Genomic DNA, 279 nt, shown 5'->3' with positions numbered 1-279 from the left:
GACTTGACCAGAACGAGCCAAGGCACGAGCCATAGCAGGCCAAGCAGACCTACGATAACGAAGATGGCTTGCCAGCTGAAGTGAATGGCCAAGAAGGCAATGATTGTAATCGATACCAGGCCGCCAATAGCCGCGCCGGAGTTGAAGATGCCCTGCGCCAGTGCGCGCTCTTTGGTCGGGATCCATTCGGCGTTACCTTTGGCAGCGCCAGGCCAGTTACCGGCCTCTGCTACACCGAGTAGGCTGCGGATAATACATAAAGTAACCACACCTTGCCCG

General features: G+C 56.6%; 1 protein-coding gene. It reads right to left on the bottom strand.

Annotated elements, in window-relative coordinates; translation table 11 throughout:
• The coding region (locus Q4563_RS19445; RefSeq protein ID WP_303605688.1) for an MFS transporter at nucleotides 1-279 on the bottom strand (279 nt) is incomplete at both ends.

This window comes from Gilvimarinus sp. 1_MG-2023, assembly GCF_030548285.1.
This window is presented reverse-complemented; position numbering and strand designations above follow the sequence as displayed.